The organism is Frankia sp. AgKG'84/4 (assembly GCF_023242965.2).
Lineage (GTDB): Bacteria > Actinomycetota > Actinomycetes > Frankiales > Frankiaceae > Frankia.
This window is the reverse complement of the sequence record NZ_JALKFU020001218.1, coordinates 1-2,505: the sequence shown is the minus strand read 5'-3', so window position 1 is coordinate 2,505 and position 2,505 is coordinate 1. Positions and strand designations below refer to the sequence as shown.

General features: G+C 75.0%; 5 protein-coding genes. 3 read left to right on the top strand and 2 right to left on the bottom strand.

The features are described from left to right. Window positions 1-336: allophanate hydrolase-related protein (locus MXD58_RS28935; RefSeq protein ID WP_518478711.1), on the top strand; the 336-nt coding region annotated here is incomplete at its 5' end. 34 nt (window positions 337-370) lie between these two features. After that, window positions 371-652 (top strand): metal-sensitive transcriptional regulator, encoded by a 282-nt coding sequence (locus MXD58_RS28930; RefSeq protein WP_248816663.1) that lies wholly within the window; start codon window positions 371-373, stop codon window positions 650-652. 58 nt (window positions 653-710) lie between these two features. On the opposite strand, the gene MXD58_RS28925 is transcribed toward MXD58_RS28930, so the two are convergent. Further along, window positions 711-1,262 (bottom strand): MarR family winged helix-turn-helix transcriptional regulator, encoded by a 552-nt coding sequence (locus tag MXD58_RS28925; RefSeq protein WP_248836438.1) that lies wholly within the window; start codon window positions 1,260-1,262, stop codon window positions 711-713. A gap of 243 nt (window positions 1,263-1,505) precedes the next feature. Between MXD58_RS28925 and MXD58_RS28920 the strand changes: the two genes are divergently transcribed. Further along, complete coding sequence (locus tag MXD58_RS28920; protein ID WP_248836437.1) at window positions 1,506-2,267, top strand: alpha-ketoglutarate-dependent dioxygenase AlkB; 762 nt, start codon at window positions 1,506-1,508, stop codon at window positions 2,265-2,267. Here the strand turns inward: MXD58_RS28920 and MXD58_RS28915 are convergent. Then, a partial coding sequence (locus MXD58_RS28915) for a hypothetical protein (protein WP_250611341.1) occupies window positions 2,257-2,505 on the bottom strand: 249 nt, incomplete at its 5' end. The two genes, MXD58_RS28920 and MXD58_RS28915, sit on opposite strands and share 11 nt — an antisense overlap.

Sequence of the window (2,505 nt, the reverse complement as noted above, 5' to 3'; positions counted from 1 at the left end):
GTGCTGCTGCGCCGCGATCGCACCGCGGCGCGTTACCGTCTGTACGCGTTGCCCGGCGGGCCGCCGCGCAGGCCCGGCCTGCTGCGGGTCGCCGCCGCCGGCGTGGCGATCGACGCCGAGGTCTGGCGGATGCCGGCCGAAGCGGTCGGCACGTTCCTGCTGGGTGTTCCGGCCCCGCTCACGATCGGCACGGTCGATCTCGCCGGTGGCCCCGCCCTGGGTTTCCTGTGCGAGTCCGCGGCCGTGGCCGACGCCGAGGACATCAGCGAGCTTGGCGGGTGGCGCCCCTTTCTCGCCGGATCCCAGCCGGAGACAACACCGTCCCCAGTACCGTAGGGGGGTACCTGTCACCTGGGGGAAGGCGCGGTGGATGCACGGCTACACCAACTCCAAGGACGAGTACACCGCCCGGCTGCGGCGCATCGAGGGCCAGATCCGCGGCCTGCAGCGGATGGTCGCCGAGGACAAGTACTGCATCGACATCCTCACCCAGGTCTCCGCGGCCACCCGGGCCCTGCAGTCGGTCGCGCTCGGCCTGCTGGAGGACCATCTCGGCCACTGCGTCGCCCACGCCGCGACGGAGGGCGGTCCCGTCGCCGACGAGAAGCTGCGGGAGGCGTCCGCGGCGATCGCGCGGCTCGTGCGGTCCTGAGTCGCGCCGACGCTCCGCCGGGCGCCGTTCAGCGGGGCGCCGTTCAGCGGGGCGCCGTTCAGCGGGCTGGTTCGCCGCGCTCGCCCAGGGCCTCGACCAGGTTCGACAACGCCGGCAGCGCGGCCAGGATCGCCGTCCGGTCAGCGTCGCCCAACCGGGCCAGGGCGGCACCCAGGCGCCGCTCGTGGGCTCGCTGCCAGCCCGCGAGCGCGGCGGCCCCGACCGGCGTCAGCCGCAGTAGCGCCGCCCGGCGATCGGCCGGGTCCCGCTCACGGTGCAGGTAACCGGCGTCGGCCAGGTGCTGCACCAGCGTGGAGACGCTGTTCGGGGCGAGGCGCAGCAGGCCGGCGAGTTCCCCGACCCGGGCGCCGTTGCGTTCGGCCAGGCACTGCAACAGCTCCACCTGCGCCATGGGCAGCGACTCCCAGGTGTACTCCGTGCGGATGCTGGCACGCAGTGCCCGCCGCAACCGGTTCACGACCTCCGTCAGCAGCCGAACGTCGCGGTCCAGCCCGGCCGGGCCACCATCCGGGTCGGCCGGCGGTTGGGCGGACCCGCCGTCGGTGCCGGCCTCGGCCCTCGCGCCGACGTCGGCGGCCCGACCGCTCATCGGGGCGGCGACACGCAGATCCCGCCGCCCACGGCGGGACGGGAAAACCGCTTCGTCAAGGTGGCCACCTCCGCTTCCAGCGAGCGCGGGAGTCGGTGTCTGCGCACCCGGCGCAGAGCACGTCCACCCGCTGACGGGGCTCCCTGGCTGAAGGGAGATTACGCCGTGCGAGGCGAGTGGCGGGCACGGCCGGTGCCGATCTTGCCCTCGGGCGGCGCGGCAGGCCGGAGTAGCGTCGAGCCGGTGAGGGACGCAGCTCGGACCCCGCCTGGGTCGGTACCAGCCGCGGCGGACACGCCGAGCGTCCGTCCCGCGGGCACGGACGCGGGCGCGAACGCGGCTGCGCCGGTCGATGGGGTCGATCCGGCCGCCCGCGCCGAGCGGATCTGGCTCGACGAGCAGTCCTGGGTCGACGTCACCCGCGGGTGGCTTCGCGGCGCGGACGAGCTGTACGCCGCGATGCGCGACGGCCTGCCCTGGCGGCAGGGAACCATGTGGCGGTACGAGCGCCACATCACCGAGCCACGCCTGAGCGCGTGGATCCCGCGCGGCGGTCCGATCCCCTTTCCCCCGTTGCTGGATGCCTACCGCACGCTGCGGCGCACCTACGGCGTGGACTTCGACGGTTTCGGCATGTCGATGTACCGCGGCGGAAACGACGCGGTCGCCTTCCACCGGGACCGGGAGATGCGGTGGCTGGACGACACGGTGATCGCCATTCTCAGCCTCGGGGTGCGCCGGCCGTTCCTGGTCAAGTCCCGTCACCTGCCCGCGGGCCGGCGCCTACTCAATGATCCGGACGCGCCCGGCGGCCGGGACCTCTGCCCCGCCGGCGGTGATCTGATCGTGCTCGGCGGCCGCGCCCAGGCCGACTGGCTGCACGCCGTCCCCCGGGTCCACGGCCACGTCGGCGGCCGCATTTCGGTGCAGTGGCGGTGGACCTCCCGCTCCGGTCGTCCCGAGCAGGGGCCCGGTTACGGCGCGGCGCGCCACTTCAGCCGATAGCTCGACGGCCCCCGTCGGCGAAGCCGATCGACAGGACCCGTCGCAGCCAGCCACGGACCGGCGGGCGGGGATCGTCGACCATGGCGAGCGGGGTGGCGTCGCCTCCGGCGGGCCACGCGTGACGGTCACCGCCCGGTCCGGCCGTCGACGCGACGCGGACGGCGCCCACCCCGGCCGGCTGGACCAGACGGTCGTCGTCGGAGCAACCGGGCCGGCGGCGGCGGTCGTCCTGCGGCGG